The sequence below is a fragment of the Lactobacillus taiwanensis DSM 21401 genome, from assembly GCF_001436695.1.
Lineage (GTDB): Bacteria > Bacillota > Bacilli > Lactobacillales > Lactobacillaceae > Lactobacillus > Lactobacillus taiwanensis.
Window position 1 is genome coordinate 332,152 of the sequence record NZ_AYZG01000051.1, and the last position, 22,843, is coordinate 354,994.

Sequence of the window (22,843 nt, forward strand, 5' to 3'; positions counted from 1 at the left end):
CCTCAGCTATTAAGAATGCAATAGTCATTATTTTTAATAACTTTATTTTTAATAATTAAATTGTATCATGAATCACCATCTAGATATATTCCATAAAAATACGGAACTTGTTCTGAATCTACATATAGTACATAAATAAATTGATTTATTATATTTAAATTATTTTCATCTATACTTACCAAATTGCTAAATCCTTTTTCTCCAGAATCTAATTTTTTCCAACTGTTATCTATACGAAGATAATCTCCTAATAAAATAGGTTTATTATTTACTCTATGTTCTTTATTAATCTTTCTAAGAGTAGCACTAGATACAATGCCAACAAATTTAAATGTTCCAGCTCTTCCTCCAGTATTATTACACCATATCTCTAAAACGATTCTTTTTTCTACAATTACACTTACATAATTAGAATGAAGCATTGATGTAGGACTATTTACAATAATAGATAAATTAGGATGTTTTGAATTAAAATATGTTACTATTGCAATACTTCCAGTAAAAAGGGGAAATAAAAAAGAGGGTACATTATATTCTGAAATTTCCCAATAAAATGTTGAATTATATTTATATAGTTCACTTAATAAATAAGGCCAACCCACCATACACATAATAAAAGGTAATATTAGCCCTACTACAACAAAAAATTGAACTGAGTGTTTTTTTCTAGGAAGCGTAAATTTAAAATCTATCCATTTTCTACTTTTAGGTAAAATCCATAGGTAACTTACTGCGGCTATAAGAATACTAAAAAAGATTAATCCACCCAATATTGGATAAGTATATGTATCTAGTAATTGCCTATTTTTAAGACTTGTACGTTGATAATTTTTTATAATTATAATAATTAAAAAATATAATGCAATTACTCCTAAATATATAGAAACAACAAAATCAAATGTTCTATTCCAAAAATTTGTACTCACTATCAAGCTTTTATTTTTTATTATCCAGTTTTTAATTGTAACAATTAAAAACTTATCTAAAATTTTATATTGATCAAAATATTTTTCCATTTTTTCGTACATTCCAACAATCTTCCAAGAGATCTTTATCACAAGATAATGAAGGATAAGAGAACAAATTAAATAAATACTTCTTTCAACAAATTAAGCAAAATCTGAATCCTTACCTTTCTACAGGCTATTAGTTCTAACTACACTTGTACTATATCTCTCATGAGAGTTTGTACTTCATTCCTTCTCATACTAAAAAACATATTATTATGAAATCTAGAAAACAAAGAATACCTTAATCATGATAACAAGGAGGCACTCTATTGTTGTTAATAAAGAGAGCTTTATTTCAATCCTCATAAATGTAGTTTCCTATTCTCCCACTAAAAACGACTATTTTGTGGTTAACATGAATTTTTTCTTATACTATCTTAGTATCTGCTTTTTGAAGTTCTACTATAACTTTTATCATATCCCTAAAGCTTTTGATAATTTTAATTGAATTGACAAAAAATGTACTCTATTTGCTTAGGTCGTGACAATCCACATCGAGTTATAAAAATACTTAGCAGTCGCTTTAAGCTTAAATATATTAACTATTGGTTCAAATGCTTACTAGATTTTTTAATTTAAATTTTAAATTTTTTAGTCCAATAATTCCCTCCAATATCTTTAAATACAACTACTAGATTTTTTTGTTTTACTAAATTATTTAAATATGCTGCTCTTAATCTTTTAACATCTACTCTATAAAATTCACTTTCCTCATTCTTACCAATTTTCGTGTAATCTTTCTTTTGTAGTATATTATTTGTTTCTTTATTATCATTCCAAAACAAAACTTGACTTTCAGTAATTTCATCACTGTTTAGCTTTTTCCAGTCTTCTTCAGTACATATTCCCTTATAAGATAGTTTTATATCTTTATTAAGTCTATTAATAGCATAAATAGTTAAAATTTTTGAATCAAATTTATAATATTTTACTGAATCTTCTTGTTCAATTACATAATTTCCATCTAAAATCACTTCAATTATTCGAGGCTTATAAGCAAACAAAAAGGCACCTATACTTATAATCGAACTAATACCAATCCAATTTTTTATGTCAACAGAATATTGATGTGGCAATACAATCAGAAAACCTACAAGCCAAAGAAAAATACTAGCTATTAAAATGCGATAATTTTCTACTTTACTTTTAAAAGTTTCTATCTCCCCTCTATTTCTTTCAATATAGACAATAATCACAATTAATAAAACCGATACTATTTCTATACTTATTCCCAAATATTTAAAAAGTTTAGGATAGATTGGACAAGCTATTATATAGATTAAAATAGCAATTATGCAAATATTTTCTAAATTAATAAGACTATAAAATTTTTTCATTATTCAATCATTCCTTTAAATTCAATTTCAATATCAATAATTAGTATCTTCAGCTTCAGTTCATAAACATATCAAAATAATGATACAATACTATACATGAGGAGAAAATAAAATTACAATTTTAAGCTTTCCATCTCCTCTGACTAGTTATCAAAACTAGTCTTTTTTTGATTTCAAAATAAAAAGGATTCAACCAGATCTACTTCTGATTAAAATCCCCTATTTGATTCGGTATTATTAAATTATAACTTTTATATGTAATTTAAACTACTATCATTAGTCTATAAATCTTACTTTAAATTTTAGATATGTTTTTAATATATATATTCTTATAAAGTCAATTAATGTAGCGCTACAATAAATCACACAAGCAACTAGCAATTCATATCCTGCCGTATATGGAATCGTTTGCCATTGCTGTGCATGAACAATCTTATCCCATAAAATTGGTAGAAAAATAGCTTGACAGTGAATTAAATATACAGCAAACGTAGATGCAGCGATTTTATTTATTATTTCGTTATAAGAAATAGAGGTGTTTTTAACAATCAAAAAGAGCGATACACCAGCTATAGCTTCTAAAGGACTTGATGTAGTCAAAAATGCAAACCATGACTTAGGTCTAATCAAATCTAGTACAACTATAGAGCTTACCATTAAAATTAGTGACCCTAAAAATATTAAAATATAATATTTTTGATTTTCTTTTGTAAAATCGGAAGAATATTTTCTTAGATATCCTCCTACAAAATAAATATAAACTAAATTAATTACAGAATTATTATTCGTTACTACCGTAATATTCTTTAAATAAGGAAGTAAAGAAAACATAATAAATAGAAGTAAAAGAAGCTTTTGATATTCTTTTTTCTCCAAATGTTCAATTACAATATTCATATATGGCACTAAAATATACATACCAATATAAGCAGAAACATACCAATAATTTCCTGTTAAAACTGGTAGAAAGGATTTAAGTGCATCTTTAGGATTGATTGGAATAACATGGAAAATCACTAATAATAAGTAAATAGATATTGAATAAAATAAGGTAATTCCCCAGATTTTTTTCAGAGATTTTATTTTAAAATGTGATCCACTTAAAAAATAAGCTGAAATCAGGGTAAACCCCCATACACCTAGTTCTCCACCCATCCATAAACTTTGAATAGATACTCGATGAACCAAATTTAATTCATCATAAGAAAACTTAGTTTGCCATGTAACATGACCAGCAACGATTAAAAACATGCATATTATACGTAACAGTTCAAAATTTGATTGTCTTTTTTTCATCTTATTTATGTATCTTTTCCTTTATTACCTGTCTACCTTCGTTAAGTATTGAAGCTTTCAATATCCAAATAGCTACTCCATAAATCAAAATTCCAATAAGAACTTCAATACCTAGCATTAACCATGATTGAGGCAAATGTAAATTCATCCAAAAGACTGGAATAAACATTAATATTCCTGCTACACAATACTTCCAAGAGTCTAAAAATAGCTCTTTAAAATTTAGAAGATCTCTAACAGCCCACATTTGATAGAATGTTACAGCTATTTCTGATATGACTGTTGACCACATAGCCCCATTTAGCCCCCACATTTTAATAAGAGGTACATTTAAGATTAGATTTACAATCGCTCCTAAGGTGACAGACCATGTAAATTGCTTTTGTCTATGGATAGGAAGCAAATATTGAACTCCAATTACATTACTCCATGCAATGATTAAAATCACAATAGATTCAATCATCATTGCTGGTCCAACTGGACCATATCCTGGACCATAATATTTTGGAGCTAATGTCAAGGAAATAGCAGCTAATCCAAACATCATAGGGTATGAAATAGCAGAAACAAAATTGAAAGACTTATAAAGCATCTTATTTACTTTTTCCATATTTCCATGAGAAACTGCATTCGCCACATGAGGCAACATTACAGTCCCCGTGGCAGTTACAAGTGCCAAAATTAACTTTACTAAATTATCGGAATACTGATAATATCCTGATGCTGTTTCATTTACCATAACTCCGAGCATTGTTTTATTGAGTTGAACATAAACTTGAGTTGCAATTTGGGGAATAAATAGTTCCAACATTGGTAAAAAATGTTGCCATGGGTTTAACATTTTCCAATCTGTTCTACTTAAGTCACGTCGAATATTAGGCCACAATGTCAAGTTACCTAGCAAAGTAGATAGCGCCAAGACAATGATATAGAGGGTTACATCATCAGGCCCCTTAATAAAAATAAAAATAGCAATCATCGAAATTATTTTTACAAAGGAGTTTTTCAACACAGTAACCTTAAAATCTTCTATACCTTCATAAAACCATGAAATATCTAAGGCCACCGCAATTAAGTTAATAGATTGTGCCCACATATACTCAGGTTGACGAGTATAAAAAATCATAAATACTTCAAATGCTACGAATGCATATAGAGTCATTATTGTTTTTACAATTTGAATTTCCCAAAAGGTTTGTGACATTTGAGCTCTATTTTCACGTACATAAGCTATTTGTCGGTTTCCATAAAAACCAATTCCCATATTTGCGATTAAAATAAAATACTGAATAATGGAATTTGTAAATGAATTTGCCCCTACACCTTCTGGTCGTAAGACTCTACTTACATAAGCAGAAGTTATTAGTGGAACAATAATTGCAAGAACTTGATATCCTACATTATATAGATAATTTTTTATAACCTTCATATTAACTGCTTAAATTATTGTTTACTACCTTTTTTATAATATCGCTATCAATATTTTCATCAAATTTGCGAGAAAAAAGATGCCCTTTTTTCTTAGCTTGTTGAAGCATATCATAGTCTTTCAATCGCCAAGTATAGGGACTACCATCCCACCAGTTTATATAACGTAAATTTCCTTGAAACTCATCTGGTTTATCACTAACTTTAGTTGAGTCATATACTCGTTTTTTATATTTTGGAAATAGATTAATAAATATTGGAATAAATAATTCATCCACTAAAAATCCATTATGGAATAAGTGATAAATTAAATCTTCATTATCTACTAAGTCTGAGACAAGCTCATTATCTAGTGATACCCAATTTGAGCCAAAACTAATTTTATCAATATTAATTCTTCGCTGTGGCATTTTAGAGTATAGTTTTGTTTCTATTCTATGATAGAGACCTTTAAATTTATTATCGGTTCTAAAAGTATTAGGGAAATGATAATTATGAAGTCTCACTGATAACTCTTTTGGATTTAAAGCTCCACTGTATGTAATAAACTCTTTATTTAGATTTTTATCAAAAAAATCATGTATTTGATCTTGATTAGCTAATGGTAAATCAAGACCGGAAAGTAAATGATAATAATCATAATGGCCATTATTTGCAGCTTTAAAAAGTGCTAGCTCTGCTTCAATTTGAGAATAATCTCCCCAAAATATATTTATTGGATCAATCATCGTTACAGTAGCATAGGTTGCTTTATAGACTGCTGGAAAGATATTTGTAGATTTCTTATCTAATAAAATAAAAATATCATTTCTAGAATCATCTAAGGTTGCTATTAACGTAGCTAACTGGTTAGGATTTCGATTAGCAATTATTAGATACGCATGTTTTCCCATTTTATTTTTCAAATTCACCTTTTACAGACTCTAAAGCAGCTGAAATTACTTGATCCATATTGTAATACTTGTATTGACCTAAGCGACCACCAAAAATAACTTTATCATTTTCTTTTTCAGCTAATTCTCTGTATTGCTTGTATAATTCGTTATTTCTTTCATTGTTAACTGGATAATATGGTTCATCTCCACGTTTCCAATCAGCTGGATATTCACGTGTGATAATTGTTTTATCCTTATCACCTTTACCAAACTCAAAATGTTTGTGTTCAATTACACGAGTATAAGGGGTTTCTGCATCAGTATAGTTTATTACTGCATTACCTTGATAATTATCTACATCTTTTTCTTCAGTCTCAAAACGAAGAGAACGATATTCAAGTTCGCCTAACTTATAATCAAAGAACTTATCAATCATGCCAGTGTAGACAATCTTATCAAAGTTCTTTAAATATTCATCCTTTTTATCAAAGAAATCAGTATTTAACTTAACTTCAATATTTTCATTATCAAGCATTTTTTCTACTATTTGGGTGTAACCACCTTTAGGAATTCCCTGATAATCATCATTAAAGTAATTGTTATCATAAGTTAAACGAACTGGAAGTCTTTTAATAATAAATGCTGGCAATTCTGTAGCTTTTCTGCCCCATTGCTTTTCTGTATATCCTTTAATTAATTTTTCGTAAATATCACGACCAATTAGGGAAATTGCTTGTTCTTCAAGATTTTGTGGTTCTTTACCAGCCATTTCTTGACGTTGATCGTTAATTTTATCCATAGCTTCTTGTGGAGTTCTTACTCCCCACATTTCACTAAAAGTATTCATATTAAATGGCAAGTTGTACATCTTACCATAATAATTTGCTACAGGACTGTTAGTATAACGATTAAATTCAGCAAATTGTTGTACATAATCCCAAACCTCTTTATTTGAGGTATGAAAAATATGTGCTCCATATTGATGAACTTGAATCCCATCAACTTCTTTAGTGTAAATGTTTCCTGCCAAGTGATCCCGTTGTTCAATTACAGTAACTTTATTACCACGTTTTGCTGCTTCATGAGCAAATACTGCACCAAATAAGCCTGATCCTACAACTAAATAATTCATTCGTTTTTCCCCCGTCTAAATAAAATATATTTTAATACTATCCATGAGATTATCATATACAAAAAATTTACGTTTAGGTTTTCAAAAAATCTATTAGAGAAGAAAGACAAAGCAATTAAGGCACCTATATAACTATAAACTAATTTCATAATTCCAAAACCATTGCTTTGCTTTGCAAACTTATAACATACTTCCCCAACACCACTAACTACAATAGTTAGAATTCCTATTCCCATATATCCAAAATCATATAGCCAAGAATAAAACATAGTTGCTACGTTACCAGTATTATGACCATTTAAAATTTGAAACGGTATATCCAATTTATAATCTGGCAAAGCAAATCGAAATACTCGTGATAAAGTTGGCAAAATTGTTACAAAAGTCTGTTGTCCAAAAATTTCCCCCTTTATTGGAAATGAACGATTTTTTATAAATTCATTTAAATTAGCAATTTCTGCTCCCATATAGGTAGAAATATATTCTCCTAGATTACTATTCTCCATATTTCTTCCCACTAAGCTAGCGGACCATTCAAAGACAAAAACAAACAAAATTGCCCCTATAATACCTAAAACAACATATTTCGTATTTGCTGAATTCCAGTTATGTTGTTCTTTAACTATAAAGTATCCTAAAATAGTCAAAGCAATTAAAAATACAATACTATCGCCTCGAGCACCTGTTAATAGTGGAGTTGCGAGACCCAAAAGTAAATTAAAAAACAAAATTAAATTAAATTTTCGCTTTACTATTATATTTTCCAGAAAAACATATCCAGCCATCATTCCAGCCGAACTATTAAAAAGAAGAATAAGCCCAAAATAACCTGGTAAATTTATTTGTCCTTTTATAAATCCATTCTGAACATAGTTAATATAATTGATAGCAGTCATTAAATTTGAGATACCTGTAGCTCGCCTGATTGTAAATACTGCTAAACATAATATTACTAATTGTATAAAAAGGATACTTGTAAATCTTTTATCAACATATTCGGGAATTACTTTATAAGGGGCTATTTTTTTTGCTCTAGTCCCACTTGATATAGTGTTGAAAATAAAATTTACAATGTATCCTACTATTATAAATTCTAACGCACCTAAGGTAATAACTAAGAACGTTCTTATATCCAACTCAAGATTCCAAGCTATTTGATTAATCCAAGCAATAAAAGACGCTATAGTCATGCCGCCACAAAAAAGAATTGATGGTGAAACTAATGATCGATTATTTAGATAGTAGGCTAATAAAGTTAATAATACTAACGATAAAGTTAAAAATATCATTATTTTTCTACCTTTTCTATTTTTGGATTAAAAAATAATCCCGCTGCTGTACCTTTTACTGATACCCAAGCTCTATAAAATCTATGGTCTTTAGACTTGATTAAAGCTTTAATTGGTACCTTTACCCCTTGACGTACGGTTGCTTTAAATACTTCTTTTTTTGTACTATGTTTCTTAAGATAAAAAATTGTATTACGCTGTGCCAAATAGTAACGTTTTACACGACCCAAGCTCTCTTCTTTAACCAAATCCGTAGCAATATTTTGCTTTATTTTATGCTCTACTAAAGAGTCATTAACCATCAATCCATCTAAATGATAATCATGCGTAATTCTAAGAGTATATTCAACATCATCGCCCCAAATAAAGAAATCAGTAATTGGGTATCCTACCTTTTTTACTACATTTCTAGGAAACATAATGGATACAAAAGATGCTGATTTAACTTTCGTTACACCTTGATCACTATATTTATTCCATTCTTTATCTGGACTTGGAATATTCATGACAGCTACACTATTGTCTTGCCAACGTACATTACTACATAAAAATCCAAGATGAGAAGAAATATTTGATTTATCAATTAATTTTTCTAAAGCAGTTGAGGTTGGAATAGTATCATCATCCATAATCCAAACATAGTCTGCGTTACTTTTATTAATAAAAGTTTTTAAACCGGCGTTAAAACCACCAGCTCCTCCTAGATTTTTTTCTAGATGTATAGGAACTATTTTTTCACTTTTAATAGATTGTAAATATTCCCAAGTATTATCAGTAGAACAATTATCTATAATAAAAAAATGTTCTATTGGATAGGTTTGACTCTCAATGGCTTCAACACATTCCTTTAATAAATCTAATCTATTAAAGGTTACAACTACACAATCAACGCTTTTTTTATTTTTCATATTACTCCTACTCATCTTTACTTATATTTGTTTATCCATGAATAATACCAGTCATATAGTTTTTTATTTTGAACATTAATATTATAATTATCGTTTCCTCTAAAACTACGATCAAAATCCTGTTTTTTCCAAGATTGAAATTCATTAATCCATGGATTTACTCCCCCATCTATTGAGAGAAGTTTTACTTTATCAGAATATATAACTGAAGGATCTATGTTTTTAGATAGTATTGTTGGTATACCAGATGCTTGAGCTTCTATTGCTACTACTGGCAAGCCTTCATAAAGAGAAGGCATAGCAAATACATCAAATGCAGAATAAAACTTTTCAGTACTTTTTACACCACGTACTCTAATGATATGAGCTGCACTTTTCTTTGATTTAATGTACTTTTCTAATTCTTGTTCATCAGGCTGATTCTTCTCGCCCTTTCCAATAATCATTAAGTAACTCTTGGGATACTCATCATAAAATTTATCAAATATTTCAACAAGAAATTTTTGATTTTTTTGTTCAACCACTCGTCCAATGTTTCCAATTAAAAATGATTTCTCTGGAATATGATACTTTTTTCTTATTTCTTCTCTTGCAGATTGATTAAATTGATATTTACTCTGATCAATTGCATTAAACAAGATATTAAATTTTTGATTTCCGTAGAGATATTTTCCAGCCTCTTCACCACACGCTACTAATTCGTTGGCTGACCAACTAGTTAATTTCTTATAGATCCTATCTTTAACAGAATCACTATCATTTAGGGCTAAATGAGAATGGGACACACGAACTGGAACACCCAAAATTTTTGCAATAGTTAGTGGAAAGAAATTCATCAGGCTCATATGACTATGTACAACGTCAGGTTTTTCTTTTTTTATAAGTTGGTAAGTTGATTTTATATTTCCCCACAGACTTTCTCTTCGAGCCGGAATTTGATACATTTTATTTCCTAATTGTTCCGACATTTTCTTTTTTGCTGAATCTGCAGTATGTAGATAAACTATTGATTCCTTTACATCATAATCTTTATTTAACTTACCAGTATAATTTAATAAAACTTGCTCTACTCCACCATTAACAAAACCAGCCGTAAAATGCATAACTTTCATTAATTATCACTTTTCACTTTCTAGCAAACTAGATATTTGATTTGCTTGTTTCTTCACATCAAATTTATTTAAAGACGAATCAAGTGATGATCTTTCCTCATTTGTTTTAAACTTTATAGTACTTAACTTCTTAACCCAATTATCTTTGTCATACCCAGTAATTCGTTTAATATTTTGTGTTACAAACACTTGTGGTGCTACATTACTAGAAGCAAGGACGGGCAAAGCACTTACCTGTGCCTCTAATGGAACAAGACCAAATCCTTCATATAAACTTGGAAATAAAAGTATGTCCATGGCCGAATACCATTTATTTAATTTATTAGTGTAAGTTATAAATTTAACTTTTTTCTTAATTCCTAATTCATCGGCTATTCTCACAATTTCACTCTTCATCGGGCCATTACCGATCATTAAGAATGTACTATTAGGATTGCTCTTAAGATATTCTGAAAAAACTTGTAAAGCAAAAATAGGATTCTTTCTTTCTTGTAAAACACCGGCAAATCCAATTAATCTTTCATTTAAAGATATATTTAATTCAGCTCTAAGTTCTTTACGTGCTTTCGCATCAAATTTAAAATTATCTAATTCAATTCCATTATCTATAACAGTTACATCTTTTAATGTATTAAACATCCATAATGCAGAATCTTTAGAAGTAGCTAATTTCACATCGGCCATATTATTAAGAATTTTTTTCCCTCTATTATTCATTACATTCAGAAAATACATTAAAATTTTATTTTTAAAAACATGACTATAATATGCATTATGAGAATGACAAACTATTTGTGCATTTGTATAGCGTTTTGCATATTTTACAGGAAAATAATTCCAAGAAGACGAATAATTAAAATATATAATGTCAAAATCATTATTTTTTAGAAAGTTTTTCCACCATTTCACATGTGCCAATGGCCGTTTTGTTATAGGTACTACCCTTTCTAATCGCCACCCTAAGTCATCACATGTTTTATTTGTTTCTTGTTTTGAATCAATTCCATATCCTACACATTGAATATTATATTTATTAACATCAAAATGAGGAAACATATTGAATATAAACTGAGTCAAGCCACTTCCACTAATAAAGTCCCCAACAATTAATAGTTTCTTCGCGGTCACTTTGAATAAATCCCCTCTAATATTTCTACAGTATTACTAATGTCATAGCCAGCTTTTTGAACTTCCTTATATGACTTTATACGGTTAGATTCACGTGATTCTTCAACACTTTTTAACGCTAAATCAACATATTTCTCAGGTGAAGCAGTAATATCAATGGTTTTAATTTGACTAGTTACTTTTGCCTCTGGCTCAATATTATTACTTGCTATACATTGTAAACCCGTTGCTTGAGCTTCAATAAGAACAATTCCCAACCCCTCATAATGCGATGGAAATAGAAATGCATCACTCATAAACATTAAATTTTTAACGTCATTTCTTATTCCTAAGAATTTAACATGTGATGAAATATCTAATTCTTTTGCTTTTTGCTGTAGCTTTTCTCTTAGTTCACCATCTCCTACCAAAAATAAAATTGAATTCGAATCTTTTTTTAGAATTTCTTTGAACCATCTAAATAAAAAGTCATGATTTTTTTGATGAGATAATCTTCCTACATGTAAAAAAACGTTTTTATTCTCTACATTGAACTTTCTTCTATATTCATCTCTAATTAGAGGGTTAAAACTATAGTCTTTCGTCTTAATCCCATTAGGAATTACTACCGCAGACCGATTTCTAAATAGCCATCTAGTAGCACCTTCACTACAAGAAAGACGGATTATATCATTTCTATAATTAAGTCTTCTATTGACAAAGTTTAAAACTCTGCGTGCATACATTCCTGGATTCATATATGAATTATGAGAATGCACAATTACTTTAGAGTTAGAATACTTTAATGGCAATGTAATACCATCAGAATAACTCCACGTTAAAACGTTATTATGGACAAAGTCATAATTATTTTCTTCGATTATCTTCTTTAATTGATTTCTATTTGCTTTTAAATTTTCTCGTCTTCCTGGTATGTTATAAATCTTTCCACCTAGACTTTTTATTTCGTCCGAATAAGCTAGAGCTTTTCCACCAGTTTCCATGTTTACAAAATCAAATTGAAATTTATTACGATCAATATTTCTATATACATTCATAATAAAAGATTCAATTCCACCATAGTTAGACGTCATTCCAATTTGAAGAATTTTTTTCAAATTTTCCACCTACTGTATAAATCATGCTAAAAATGAGTTTGTTTTTTACCAATTCCAAATTTTCTATTGATAAAACTAATAGCCTTTTTCACTAATTGTTTAGGGCCAATTTGTCCCCATGGAATTTCTTTATAGCTTTCATTAGTGGTATATAACCAAACATCCATTAAAAGCTCTGAAATATATCCAAATACTCTCGCTTCTTGAACAGAATAATCTGAAATATCAATTTCATTTTCAAGCTTCTCTAGAACCCCAAACATAAAATTGCAGTATGAATCAAATGCATCAGCTTTCATAATAAACATATTAAACATGTGTGCTTTTCGGCTTTTCATCACTTTATCAAAAGCTGTTAAATATGCTGGATATGACTTTTCAATTATTTCGCGTGTTTTATCTAAAGGTTCTTTATGATGTGCATGAATGTAATGAGAATAGTTTGTCTCAATATAGTAATTTCTCTTTTTAGGTAAAAGTACATCATATTTTTGTAAGAGTTGTTCTACTTTTTCAATATTTATAACGTTCTCTAAATTATATGGTTTTTTATCGAAAAAAAGACGTCGATAGTGAACTAAGCCTACAGCATCGACATCTTTTAAATTTTTCCAAGCCCAATAAATAGCTGTTAACTCATTATAATTAGGATTTTTTTCAGATATATTATCTCCTTCATCATCTCTTTGATAAGGAATATCTGGTTTATAATTCTTTTTTGCACCAACTAATACTGGTAAATAACCTTCTACTTCAGGCATTGGAAATTTTTTATGAGCAGCAATTAAAATTTTTATCTTCATTCTAACTCCATTAATACGCACTATTCGGATGAACAACAACACCGACAGTCTTTAGTAAAATCTTAAAATCAAACCATAAACTACTGTTATTAATATATTCAAGGTCTAATTCAACCATTTCATCAAAGTCTGCATCATTACGCTTAGTTACTTGCCAAAGACCAGTACAACCAGGTATAACAGTCAATCGTAACTTGTCGTATGGTGTATAATCTTCTACTTCCATTGATAGAGGTGGACGTGGACCTACTAAAGACATATCGCCTTTTAACACATTCCAAAGCTGAGGTAATTCATCAAGACTATATTTTCTAATTACATGACCAATCTTAGTTACTCGAGGATCATCTTTGATCTTAAACATTGCTCCGTCAATTTCATTTTGTTCTTCTAACTGTTTTACCATTTTATCGGCATTCACAATCATCGAACGAAACTTCCACATTTTAAACGGTTTTCCATTTTTTCCGATTCTTGTTTGTGAATAAAATGCCGGGCCACCATCTTCTTTTTTTATTTTTACAGTCAAAACTCCAAATAATGGTGATAATAAAACCAAAGCAACCCCGCTAGCTAAGATATCAAATCCACGTTTTACAGTATGATATACTAAACGTCCTTTAACTTTTGACGGATCTAGTTCTACCTTTTTAACCTCTTGTGCCATCATTTAAAACTCTATCCCCCAATAAATTTAAAATAACCAAAATCTCTTCTTTTTCTTTAATGGTCTCCAATTTAAGTTAACATTATCAGAATTAATAATATTTCGCGCATTCTGCTTAAAACTATTAGCTACATCCAATCCTTGCGTCTTTTCCAACTTCTCATAAGCGTCATGCATTCGACTTTCACGTTTTGGCAATGTATGGGCATCCGAAGCAAAAGTTGCTACTTGTCCAGCCTCTACAAATCTGTCAGCTAATTTTTCAATTTCTTTACCGAATACTCCCACATACGAACTAGCTGTAATTTGTGTTAAACATCCTTGTTCGAGAAATTCTTGCAACTTTTCAGGATGGGCTAAGATCCCTGAATTTCTTTCAGGATGAACAATGATTGGCGTAATACCGCGGCCAAGCAACTTAAAGGTCATATCTTTGGCATAAGTTGGTACATCTTCACTTGGAAATTCCAATAACATATATCTGCCATCTTCATCACAAAAGAGGATATCATCATCATCTAAAGCTTGAGGTAAATTACCATTTAAACGAACTTCTTGACTAGGAAAGACTGTTAAAGGAATATGATTTTCTTCTAACGCTTTCTGAAAATCAGCAGTTTCTTTTATGATATCTTTTTTATGATTTAGATATTTTCCATTTAAAGTATGAGGCGTCATTAACGCATGAGTAATTCCATCTGCTACTGCTGCCTCAGCTAATCCTAACGACGAATCTAAATCAGGAGAACCATCATCGATCCCCGGTAATATATGTGAGTGAATATCAACTAATACCATTATTTATTACTTCGCTTCTGTATCTTTCTCTTGGCCATAGCCATAACCATAACCATAACCGTAGCCATAGCCGTAGCCATTTGGGCCAGTTTTTACATCATTCATTACATAACCCAAAACATGTGTCTTAGTTAAGTTAAGCATTTCAATTGCTCGTTCAACACCAGCTTTTTGGGTAATGCCTTGACGTACAACTAACACTACACCATCCATTTCACCAGCTAAAATTTGGGTATCAGAAACTTCAAGAACTGGAGCAAGGTCTAAGATGACTAAATCATAGTGTTCTTTAACCATATTTAAGAATGCTCGCATTCTGTTAGAACCTAATAATTGTGCTGGGTTAGGTGGAATAGGACCAGCTGGCATAACAGAAAGATTAGGAATAATATCTTCTTTTACAATAGCTGCCATGTCTACTTCATTAGAATGTGAAGTCAAAATTGTTGTCAATCCTACTCTATTCGGAATATCAAAGGTTTGATGTAGAGTAGGTCTATGAAGATCAGCATCAATTAATAAGACTTTTTTTCCTGATTGAGCCATAGTTACAGCTGTATTAACTGTCACTGTCGACTTACCTTCACTAATATTGGCAGAAGTAAAGGCTAAGGCCTTAATCTGATGATCGACACTTGTAAAATCGATATTTGTCTTTACAGTTCTAAACTGTTCACTAACTGGGTTTTGAGGTTTTGCCACAGTGATTAACTTAGCACCATATTGCATGGTTTCATCAGTACCACGTTTTTTACGTCTATTAAACAATCCCATTTATACGCTCCTATACTCGTTTCTTCTTACCAGAATTATTATCGTTATTAATACTAAACTTATTAGATAAGTGGAAGTGTGATACATGACCTAAATTAGTTAAGCCTAATTCCTTAGTCAAGTAATCATCATCTCTTACTGTAGTATTAAATGAATCACGTAAAACAATTAACGCAACACTAATAATTAAGCCAAGTACAATTCCTGCTAAAGTAAAGAGTGTAGTCTTTGGAAAAGTTTTAATACCACGCGCAGCTGGTGAAACAATAGTTACATTGTTAACATTCATGATGCTTTTAATCTTGCTCTTAAATGTTTGAGCTACTGCATTAGCAATAGCTTGAGCCTTCTCAGGATCATTACTTTTAGCACTAATAGTGAAGACTTGTGATTGTTGTTGTGTACTTACAGAAACAGACTTTTGCATTTCTTTAGCACTAACATTATATCCACGACCCGCTCTTCTAACTACTGCTAGTTCTGCTGGACTAACTAACTTCTTAGTTCCATCAGCTAAAGTCTTATATTTAGCCTTCTTAGCAGGTTTTACCACTTCAGTAGGATTCTTAATCCACTTAGAAGCATCTTTTAAGATAACTGGACTAGTAACAATATCCTTATAAGTATTAATTACCTGAACATCAGCTTGTTGTGCATTAAATGCTTGATTTGCATCATTTTCATTACGCTTCTGGTTAACTAAGATTTGAGTAGTTGAAGTATATTTAGGTTCAACCACAAAAGCAGCTAAGATAAACCCAACTGCGCCTAATCCAATTACCCATAAAATAATAGACCAGATATGTGCTCGAAGGAGCATCCATAATCTACGTAAATCGATTGTATTTTCAGTTTTTGTACTGTTTTCCACTTTTTCCTATTCTCCTGTCTTCAAGGTTTCCGGCTTAAGCCCTAAGGCAGCACGTAACTTATTACTAATTCTTTGACACTCTGCTTGACTAACTGATTCATAGGCAACGCCGCCTTCCCAGTCGCCTTGTCCATGAGCGTAGTCAGTAGTTACATTATCAGTTGCATGACGATAGTTCTGAGCTAAAGCAACCATATTGTCAAAAGTTAAATTTGTCATGGTTTGCTTAGAGACTGAGTTCAAGAATGGTTGATTCACGACTGTCTTGTAAGAAATGGAACTCTTTAATAATGCCATAATTACAAGTCTTTGTCTCTCTTGACGCCCATAATCTCCTCGAGGATCGTCATACCGCATTCTACTAAATGCCAAAGCTTTCTTCCCATTCATATGATACGTTGCGCCTTTAGTAAAATGATAACCTTCATAATCAAAGGTTAATGGTGACTTAACTGTCACTCCTCCAACTTGATCAATTGCCTTCTCTAATCCTCCCATGTTTACCATTACGTAAGCGTCAGTTGGAATATTGAAGTACTTCTTGATCGTTTTTACAGTTTCGTCTACACCACCATAAGTATAAGCTGAATTAATCTTGGCTGGTGAATAGTCTGGATAGCCCGGTAAGTTAACTTTCATGTCTCGAGGCAAGCTAACAACTGTAGTCTTATTAGTCTTAGGATTAATAACCATCATCATGATGGTATCAGTTCTACCCTTGTAAGAACGACCAAATTCACCTGTATCTGTTCCTAATAAAAGCAAGCTCATTGGCTTTTTGTCTTTAAGGGTGTCGCTAACCTTTCGATCACTAATTTCGTTACTCATCGGATTATACATATTGTTAGTGGCAACATGGATATTGTGCCAAGCGATAATAACCGCAATGATGTCTACCACAAGGAAAACACCTAATACAATCCAAAAGATACGCCAAAACTTTTTACGTCGATGATGACGGTGATGATGTGAGCGATGTCTTAATTCATTATCACTATTATTATGATCCATTTTATTCCTCTTTTATTTTTCGTTTTTTAGTAACACTAAAAATCATTATACAAAAAATATTTGAAAATTCATAGAAAATTCACAATTAGCATAAAAAAACACTTTTATTGAATTAAAACATGCTCTAAATAGCGATCTAACCACCTTCACGCATATAAGTGTACTGTCACCCCCCCCCATAAAGTCAATATGAACCCATTAAATGTTATTTATTTTTTCGACGATTTTGCTTATTTTTCTAGCGCTTTTCTTAATTTTAAAAGTAAATCTTTCTTCACTCGCTGCAAGGTTCTACGCGAGCATCCCGCCTGCTCAACCAAAGCTGTAACCTCCCTCTGCCCCAATAAATGCTCAAAAAATAATAACCGCTCAGTCTCTTTTAACTTCTTAACTTCATCTTTCAAAACTACTAAGTTATCCCAATCAACTTCTGTCGTTCCTAATTCCGTCCCATTATTTATCTCTTCATTTCTTTCGCTTCTGCGTTGAATCTTTCTCAGTTCATCTAAGGTATGCCAAAAAATCTTCTTAAAGGCTAGCTTATCAATATCTTCTCCTGAACTTTCTTCTAGCATCCCCGCATAAATCAAGACTCCAGCCTGCAATAAGTCTGCATAATCTTGATAATCTGCCCTAACTCCAGCTGCCTTAATTGCTCCAGCAACTAAACGCCGATTTTCCCAAGCTTTAATAAAATTTCTTTCTGTAACCATATTTTGATCATTCCTTAATCAAAATGTCACAAGCGCTTGTGCAGAAAATAGATTATCAAAAGCAAAATTTTACTAAAATCCAAGACCTAATATCTTCAAAAGCTTGCTACTACGCACTTTTTATTTTTACATTTGCTCGGCTTTTCCTTTTTACTCGTCTTTAATCGCTATCCTTTCTGGTAAATAAAAAACACGCTTTTTCAAGCGTGTTTACAAAATTGATTTAATTCTTCTAGACAGTCGATAAAACAAATTATGATCATGAATTTTCCAATCTTTAATGTCAAAAAATTCAGCGCATTGCCGACCATAATTTTGATGAAATTCTTCAATTGCAGCTTCCGCAAGATCCTTTAAATTTAAGGCATTCTGAATCTTAGTTAAATAAAAGTATTCTTGATCTGCTACTAAGTTTTTCTTTCTGCACTTACACAATTTCAAATGAAAGCCATGAGAATTCGCATACTTAACTAACATTTGACCAAAAACATGGTTATGCGTAATTGCCTCTGCTAGCCGTTTATGTAAGTTCGGTGCATAATCATCGAATTCAAAATTATAAGTGCAGCCATTATCTCGATAAGAGAAGATTACTTTATCTTCTACTTGTTGTACTGTTTGCATATGATGTAGGCCAATCCAGCAAGTATGTCTTTCTGAATGAGCTCTTAACGAAAAATAGGCAATCTCTCCTAAAGAAATCGCATGGCGATAATAAAAGCCTAGTTCTTTCTGTAATTTCTTTTGCAATACTGCTCCTAAAATTAAACGGTGCTTCAAAAAATAATTAACTAATTGTCGACTATTTTTTTGACATAAAATAATACCCTCTTTTTTATCTAAGATAACTGACTGGTATTTTCCTTCAAGCGGATTTTTATGAAAATCATATAAGGCAATCATATTTTCATTTAATTGATATAGATTATTCTCGTGGACAAATGGTCTAAATGCAGAAGTACAGATTGAGTCTGTTACTCTAGTCTTAACTAATTCTTTGGACCAAGTATTTAAGGCCCTACCTGCTGGCAGATTAACGCTAAACTTATTAAGTTCTCTGTTCATATTCACTCCTTTTCTTCTATAAAATAACACATTTTATCAAGGAATATAATCATATCAAAAAACAAGCATATAAAAAAGACCCCTACACAAAATGTGTAGAAGCCTAATTAAATAACTTTTAAAAGTTTAAAAATTCATCTGGTTTCATCCCAAAACCTGCTCCAATGACAGTTTTGAAGGTTGAAACATCTTGAACACCGTCAAATTGTTGACCATTAATAATAAAGTAAGGTACTGATTCAATACCGCGACTTTCTAAGTCAGCTTCTTCTTGCATAACTACATCTTGATATGCATTTGAATCCAAAATCTTTTTAACTTCGCTAGGATCTAACTTATTCTTTTTTGCCACATCTAATAATACTTTATGGTCTGCTAACTCCTTATTTTCAGTAAAGTAAGCATAGAATAAATCATCAGCTAGATTTTCAATTAGCTTAGAATCGTGATAAGTTGCCTTAGCCCATTGAACCATCCGATGAGCATCCATGGTATTTGTATTATAAGCAGTTGCTTCATTAATTGTTAAACCAACTGCCTTACCCATTGCCTTAGCATGATCATAGGCTGCGTTTGCTTTAGCTAATGGAATTGCCTTCTCATAGGCTAAGAGGACTGCATTAGTTTGCTTAGTTGACTTAGGAGCATCTAAGTCAATTTGAAAGGCATTTAAGTCATAGTCTATCTTATCCTGAACGCCTAATTCTTTAATTGCTTTTTGTAAGTTAGTTTCACCAATGTAGCAGTAAGGACATGCATAATCGCCCCAAATTGAAATTTTCATTTTCAACTCTTCTTTCTGTTATTATACTCTCCCCTCTACAATAGGAACTTTATGAACAGAAAGCAACTATTTTCGCTTGCGCTTTAACTTATCCTTAATAGCTACTAAGTCAATAATCTTTTGCGGCGATAAATTAGGATACATATGCGTTAAGTAACCTAATAATTCAACGAAATTCAAGAGATAATTCGTTAAGTCTTCGCTTTCCATCTTTCCACCAGTAAAAGTATTATCTTTCATATTTGAAAATAAGTAGAAATCACGCACTAATCCCATTTTTTGATAAGTTAAAAGCTCACTATAGATGTCATGAATATCTAACCGTATTTCCTGCTCATCTGTAATTTCCTTTTTAACTGGTAAATCAATTGCATATGCAGAGTCGCCACCATGAACTAAACTTAAGTATGACTTTTCTTCAAGCATCATATCGCTAATTTCTTTAAATTTTTCATCAGTGAAATCCATATTAGCTTCTAAACCTGTTAAATAACCGGGTAACGCCTTAACTAGGTCATCTTCAGTCTTAAATGAAGGTGTTAGGACATAAATATAGCGTTCAGTCCTAATAAATAAAATGTAATAGGTTAGGTCTAGCTGCTGCAACTTTTTACTAAAACCAATTATCTCTTGCTCTAGGCGATCACCTTCAGGAGTCTGAATTTCAAACTGTCCGCCTTGATAAGGAACTCGATAAACCTGCCAAAAGTCTTCGACCTTAAAGCCATTAATTGCTCGATCTTCAAAAGCTTCCTTATTAAGCAATTTAGCTGGATTCGGCTTTTTATTTTCTAAATCCTTTAAAACTGCCTGAGGATTAAGAATATTACGGTTAGCATATTCCATCAGCATTACTTGAATATCATGGTAGGTCGACATATTCTGATCGCTACTATCTTGGAAATAGACCTCTCCTAACTTATTCGTATAGTTAGCTACTAAGACGTAATCCCCAATTGCGTCTTCTTTGACTAAGTCTTCAGCAAAATCTACTATTTCTCCTACTCGCTGCTCAGCTTTGCTTAACTTTTCTTCAGGCAGATCATGACGAGGACGCTTTATTTTTCGCATTGCTTTTACATTAAACAACTCATCTTCTAAATCACCCTTTAAGACATCAATAAATTCCTGATAGTCTAAATCAAGTCGCTGCACAAAGCTAGCAATTAACCTAAAAATTAAACCTTCAGCCCTAGCTGGTTGATAAGAACGCCGTAAGTTATCACTAATATAAGTTTCTTCAAAATCTGACGTTTGTACAATAATTGCTACATCAAAAGTATTTGGTGTCTCGTATACCTTATCCAGTAATTCTCGCATTCTCTTACTTAACATTTCTATCCCTGCCTATTCAAATCATCTCACTTGCTACCATTATACGGATCTTCCCCTCGATAGACAAAAAGTCTGCTAGAATAGCAGACTTTAAGTTAAATGTTTTCGCCGTACATAATATTTGAAAAACTCCCATTTAATGACTTATCGTTGCTTACATGTAAGTCAACTACATTGCCTTTGCCAGCCTCATCGACTAAGACAATTGGCTTTTGTTTGTGCCAGCAAAATAGGAAAGTCTTGTGTTGACCATCTTTAGTTAAGTCATGGTTATAAATAGCTAAGACATCGTAGTCATAATGGTGTTCGCCTTGAGGACTCCAACCAATACTAATCTTTTTACCATTTAGCTTAAAAGTATCTTTCTTAAACGCATCTGGGTAAATTCGGTTAGCTGAATTAGTAAGTTTAGTCTTACCATCATACTTAGTATAAGTTTGGTTATTCTTTTTGCCGTAGTCTTTCATTTCTTGGGCAAGTTTTTGGTCTTTTTTCTTATCCCAATGCTTCTTTTGTACTGTCTTAGAACTCTTAGTACTATTATCGCTAGTCGAAGCAGAATTGGTAGAACAGCCGCTAGCTCCTACTAAGCTAAGCACTACCGCGCTAATTAGTAATATCTTCTTCATTTGTATAATTCCTCTTTTCTTTTATTCTTATCCTACCATTAAATTTACACTTTCGGCGCAATTTAATCTCGCATAAAAAAGTGTAATTTCACTTTTTGAGCAAAATTACACTTTAAATAAAAGAAAATTAGTATTAAGAGGCTAGTTTGCCTTCTGATATATCAAATTATTGATTGCTTCAATTAAATCTTCTTTCGTAGGCACACCTTCATAATGATAACGACCAATTTCAAAGTATGGTACAGCATCCACATTTCGGTTAGCTAAGTTATTTTCATCTTCAATAACTACATCTCTATATTCTTCACTAGTAAGAATCTTTTTAGCAGATGAAGCATCCAATCCAGCGTCGTTGACTATTTTTAATAAAACATTATCACTAGCGATATTTTGGCTTTCAACAAAATAAGCTACAAAAATCTCATCAATTAACTTAGCTGTTTTTTGGTTTACTTGCGTATCATTAGACCATTTAGTTAAACGCAAAGCCTTCATCGTATTAATTGGAAGCGTATCTGCATAATCAATAGTTAAACCTGCATCCCTAGCTTGTTCAGTAATATTTTGAAATCTTTCATAAAGTTGCTGTTTGGTTAGCGTTAACATCTCTCCACGTGTTAGGCGTGGATTTTCAGTAGCAGTTGGAGCAATTTGAAAAGTGCAAAAGTTATACTCTAACTTATTTTGATCAATACCTACTGTCTTCATCGCTTCATTTAACCTATGAAAAGCAATATAACAAAATGGAGATGCATAATCCATCCAAAAATTAATTCTCATT

At 31.3% G+C, this 22,843-nt stretch carries 23 protein-coding genes; all 23 read right to left on the minus strand.

Annotated features, from left to right (window positions below; all coding sequences use genetic code 11):
* Window positions 1–65: 65 nt before the first annotated feature.
* On the minus strand, window positions 66–1,028 hold the full coding sequence (locus FD18_RS07830; protein WP_057719361.1) for a hypothetical protein: 963 nt from the start codon (window positions 1,026–1,028) through the stop codon (window positions 66–68).
* Window positions 1,029–1,585: 557 nt separating this feature from the next.
* Window positions 1,586–2,347, minus strand: a complete 762-nt coding sequence (locus FD18_RS07835; protein ID WP_057719362.1) for a hypothetical protein — start codon at window positions 2,345–2,347, stop codon at window positions 1,586–1,588.
* 276 nt (window positions 2,348–2,623) lie between these two features.
* Window positions 2,624–3,643, minus strand: a complete 1,020-nt coding sequence (locus tag FD18_RS07840) for an acyltransferase (protein ID WP_057719363.1) — start codon at window positions 3,641–3,643, stop codon at window positions 2,624–2,626.
* Between the two features lies 1 nt (window position 3,644).
* Window positions 3,645–5,072, minus strand: a complete 1,428-nt coding sequence (locus FD18_RS07845; RefSeq protein ID WP_057719364.1) for a flippase — start codon at window positions 5,070–5,072, stop codon at window positions 3,645–3,647.
* A 1-nt stretch (window position 5,073) separates the two neighbouring features.
* Window positions 5,074–5,976 carry a beta-1,6-N-acetylglucosaminyltransferase gene (locus FD18_RS07850; RefSeq protein WP_083486777.1) on the minus strand — a complete coding sequence of 301 codons (903 nt, stop codon included), beginning with the start codon at window positions 5,974–5,976 and terminating at the stop codon, window positions 5,074–5,076.
* Window positions 5,966–7,078, minus strand: a complete 1,113-nt coding sequence (gene glf, locus FD18_RS07855) for a UDP-galactopyranose mutase (protein ID WP_057719365.1) — start codon at window positions 7,076–7,078, stop codon at window positions 5,966–5,968. Before glf ends, FD18_RS07850 begins: the two co-directional genes overlap by 11 nt.
* Window positions 7,075–8,367, minus strand: a complete 1,293-nt coding sequence (locus tag FD18_RS07860; protein WP_057719366.1) for an O-antigen polymerase — start codon at window positions 8,365–8,367, stop codon at window positions 7,075–7,077. The genes glf and FD18_RS07860 overlap by 4 nt, the downstream gene beginning before the upstream one ends.
* Window positions 8,367–9,275, minus strand: a complete 909-nt coding sequence (locus FD18_RS07865; RefSeq protein WP_057719367.1) for a glycosyltransferase family 2 protein — start codon at window positions 9,273–9,275, stop codon at window positions 8,367–8,369. The genes FD18_RS07860 and FD18_RS07865 overlap by 1 nt, the downstream gene beginning before the upstream one ends.
* Window positions 9,276–9,292: 17 nt before the next feature.
* On the minus strand, window positions 9,293–10,387 hold the full coding sequence (locus FD18_RS07870) for a glycosyltransferase (protein ID WP_057719368.1): 1,095 nt from the start codon (window positions 10,385–10,387) through the stop codon (window positions 9,293–9,295).
* 6 nt (window positions 10,388–10,393) lie between these two features.
* Window positions 10,394–11,515 (minus strand): glycosyltransferase, encoded by a 1,122-nt coding sequence (locus FD18_RS07875; RefSeq protein ID WP_057719369.1) that lies wholly within the window; start codon window positions 11,513–11,515, stop codon window positions 10,394–10,396.
* Complete coding sequence (locus FD18_RS07880) at window positions 11,512–12,612, minus strand: glycosyltransferase family 1 protein (RefSeq protein WP_057719370.1); 1,101 nt, start codon at window positions 12,610–12,612, stop codon at window positions 11,512–11,514. Before FD18_RS07880 ends, FD18_RS07875 begins: the two co-directional genes overlap by 4 nt.
* Window positions 12,613–12,638: 26 nt before the next feature.
* Window positions 12,639–13,415, minus strand: coding sequence for a DUF4422 domain-containing protein (locus FD18_RS07885; RefSeq protein WP_057719371.1), 777 nt, complete (start codon window positions 13,413–13,415; stop codon window positions 12,639–12,641).
* Between the two features lie 10 nt (window positions 13,416–13,425).
* Window positions 13,426–14,085 carry a sugar transferase gene (locus tag FD18_RS07890; RefSeq protein WP_057719372.1) on the minus strand — a complete coding sequence of 220 codons (660 nt, stop codon included), beginning with the start codon at window positions 14,083–14,085 and terminating at the stop codon, window positions 13,426–13,428.
* A gap of 24 nt (window positions 14,086–14,109) precedes the next feature.
* Window positions 14,110–14,880 carry a tyrosine-protein phosphatase gene (locus FD18_RS07895; RefSeq protein WP_057719373.1) on the minus strand — a complete coding sequence of 257 codons (771 nt, stop codon included), beginning with the start codon at window positions 14,878–14,880 and terminating at the stop codon, window positions 14,110–14,112.
* Between the two features lie 6 nt (window positions 14,881–14,886).
* Window positions 14,887–15,654 (minus strand): CpsD/CapB family tyrosine-protein kinase, encoded by a 768-nt coding sequence (locus tag FD18_RS07900; protein WP_057719374.1) that lies wholly within the window; start codon window positions 15,652–15,654, stop codon window positions 14,887–14,889.
* Between the two features lie 10 nt (window positions 15,655–15,664).
* Window positions 15,665–16,525, minus strand: coding sequence for a YveK family protein (locus tag FD18_RS07905; protein WP_057719375.1), 861 nt, complete (start codon window positions 16,523–16,525; stop codon window positions 15,665–15,667).
* 6 nt (window positions 16,526–16,531) lie between these two features.
* Window positions 16,532–17,536 carry an LCP family protein gene (locus FD18_RS07910; RefSeq protein ID WP_057719376.1) on the minus strand — a complete coding sequence of 335 codons (1,005 nt, stop codon included), beginning with the start codon at window positions 17,534–17,536 and terminating at the stop codon, window positions 16,532–16,534.
* A gap of 230 nt (window positions 17,537–17,766) precedes the next feature.
* Complete coding sequence (locus tag FD18_RS07915; RefSeq protein WP_057719377.1) at window positions 17,767–18,249, minus strand: hypothetical protein; 483 nt, start codon at window positions 18,247–18,249, stop codon at window positions 17,767–17,769.
* A 210-nt stretch (window positions 18,250–18,459) separates the two neighbouring features.
* A complete protein-coding gene (locus FD18_RS07920; protein WP_057719378.1) occupies window positions 18,460–19,314 on the minus strand; it encodes a hypothetical protein in 855 nt (284 codons plus the stop codon).
* Window positions 19,315–19,432: 118 nt separating this feature from the next.
* Window positions 19,433–20,098 carry a DsbA family oxidoreductase gene (locus FD18_RS07925; RefSeq protein WP_057719379.1) on the minus strand — a complete coding sequence of 222 codons (666 nt, stop codon included), beginning with the start codon at window positions 20,096–20,098 and terminating at the stop codon, window positions 19,433–19,435.
* A 66-nt stretch (window positions 20,099–20,164) separates the two neighbouring features.
* Entirely contained in the window at window positions 20,165–21,433 is a 1,269-nt protein-coding gene (locus FD18_RS07930) for a hypothetical protein (RefSeq protein WP_057719380.1), read from the minus strand.
* Window positions 21,434–21,528: 95 nt separating this feature from the next.
* Window positions 21,529–22,062 (minus strand): DUF4767 domain-containing protein, encoded by a 534-nt coding sequence (locus tag FD18_RS07935; RefSeq protein ID WP_057719381.1) that lies wholly within the window; start codon window positions 22,060–22,062, stop codon window positions 21,529–21,531.
* Window positions 22,063–22,203: 141 nt separating this feature from the next.
* Window positions 22,204–22,842 (minus strand): DsbA family oxidoreductase, encoded by a 639-nt coding sequence (locus tag FD18_RS07940; protein WP_057719382.1) that lies wholly within the window; start codon window positions 22,840–22,842, stop codon window positions 22,204–22,206.
* Between the last annotated feature and the right edge of the window lies 1 nt (window position 22,843).

What these genes read in the sequence shown, in the direction of transcription:
- FD18_RS07885 (WP_057719371.1), bottom strand. Translation starts at nt 13,415, where the DNA reads ATGAAGATAAAAATTTTAATTGCTGCTCATAAAAAATTTCCAATGCCT.
- FD18_RS07840 (WP_057719363.1), bottom strand. Translation starts at nt 3,643, where the DNA reads ATGAAAAAAAGACAATCAAATTTTGAACTGTTACGTATAATATGCATG.
- FD18_RS07935 (WP_057719381.1), bottom strand. Translation starts at nt 22,062, where the DNA reads ATGAAGAAGATATTACTAATTAGCGCGGTAGTGCTTAGCTTAGTAGGA.
- FD18_RS07830 (WP_057719361.1), bottom strand. Translation starts at nt 1,028, where the DNA reads ATGTACGAAAAAATGGAAAAATATTTTGATCAATATAAAATTTTAGAT.
- FD18_RS07845 (WP_057719364.1), bottom strand. Translation starts at nt 5,072, where the DNA reads ATGAAGGTTATAAAAAATTATCTATATAATGTAGGATATCAAGTTCTT.
- FD18_RS07865 (WP_057719367.1), bottom strand. Translation starts at nt 9,275, where the DNA reads ATGAAAAATAAAAAAAGCGTTGATTGTGTAGTTGTAACCTTTAATAGA.
- FD18_RS07860 (WP_057719366.1), bottom strand. Translation starts at nt 8,367, where the DNA reads ATGATATTTTTAACTTTATCGTTAGTATTATTAACTTTATTAGCCTAC.
- glf (WP_057719365.1), bottom strand. Translation starts at nt 7,078, where the DNA reads ATGAATTATTTAGTTGTAGGATCAGGCTTATTTGGTGCAGTATTTGCT.
- FD18_RS07910 (WP_057719376.1), bottom strand. Translation starts at nt 17,536, where the DNA reads ATGGATCATAATAATAGTGATAATGAATTAAGACATCGCTCACATCAT.
- FD18_RS07940 (WP_057719382.1), bottom strand. Translation starts at nt 22,842, where the DNA reads ATGAGAATTAATTTTTGGATGGATTATGCATCTCCATTTTGTTATATT.
- FD18_RS07900 (WP_057719374.1), bottom strand. Translation starts at nt 15,654, where the DNA reads ATGGGATTGTTTAATAGACGTAAAAAACGTGGTACTGATGAAACCATG.
- FD18_RS07920 (WP_057719378.1), bottom strand. Translation starts at nt 19,314, where the DNA reads ATGAACAGAGAACTTAATAAGTTTAGCGTTAATCTGCCAGCAGGTAGG.
- FD18_RS07890 (WP_057719372.1), bottom strand. Translation starts at nt 14,085, where the DNA reads ATGATGGCACAAGAGGTTAAAAAGGTAGAACTAGATCCGTCAAAAGTT.
- FD18_RS07835 (WP_057719362.1), bottom strand. Translation starts at nt 2,347, where the DNA reads ATGAAAAAATTTTATAGTCTTATTAATTTAGAAAATATTTGCATAATT.
- FD18_RS07915 (WP_057719377.1), bottom strand. Translation starts at nt 18,249, where the DNA reads ATGGTTACAGAAAGAAATTTTATTAAAGCTTGGGAAAATCGGCGTTTA.
- FD18_RS07925 (WP_057719379.1), bottom strand. Translation starts at nt 20,098, where the DNA reads ATGAAAATTTCAATTTGGGGCGATTATGCATGTCCTTACTGCTACATT.
- FD18_RS07895 (WP_057719373.1), bottom strand. Translation starts at nt 14,880, where the DNA reads ATGGTATTAGTTGATATTCACTCACATATATTACCGGGGATCGATGAT.
- FD18_RS07870 (WP_057719368.1), bottom strand. Translation starts at nt 10,387, where the DNA reads ATGAAAGTTATGCATTTTACGGCTGGTTTTGTTAATGGTGGAGTAGAG.
- FD18_RS07930 (WP_057719380.1), bottom strand. Translation starts at nt 21,433, where the DNA reads ATGTTAAGTAAGAGAATGCGAGAATTACTGGATAAGGTATACGAGACA.